Source organism: Proteus sp. FME41 (genome assembly GCF_014897315.1).
Classification (GTDB): domain Bacteria; phylum Pseudomonadota; class Gammaproteobacteria; order Enterobacterales; family Enterobacteriaceae; genus Proteus.
Window position 1 is genome coordinate 1 of record NZ_JABUYL010000080.1, and the last position, 306, is coordinate 306.

Here is a 306-nt window from a genome sequence, read left to right on the forward strand (position 1 = left end):
AAGGATGTGAAAAGCTCGCCAATAATTTGGCACCGCTTTTATCAGGTTATCGCTCATTGCCATTCGCTGGTGTGCTCTTTAGTACATCTGTTGACAATAACGTGTCTGCAACTTTATCACAAAATAATCAATGGACATCCAATCCCCATTGGAAAGCGCTTCTCACGGCAAATTCACACCTTCCCCCTCAACTAAAGGCAGCACCTTTAGGGCTAAACTCAAAACGTATTTTGCAATATACCGTTGCCACTGCCATGACACTGTGGGGGATTGGTATGGTGGTTTCTTATTTTATGAATCGCCAAT

1 protein-coding gene is annotated in these 306 nt (G+C 43.1%); it reads left to right on the forward strand.

What is annotated here, in order from left to right:
• The coding region (locus INT04_RS19250; RefSeq protein ID WP_193017614.1) for a hypothetical protein at positions 1-306 on the forward strand (306 nt) is incomplete at both ends.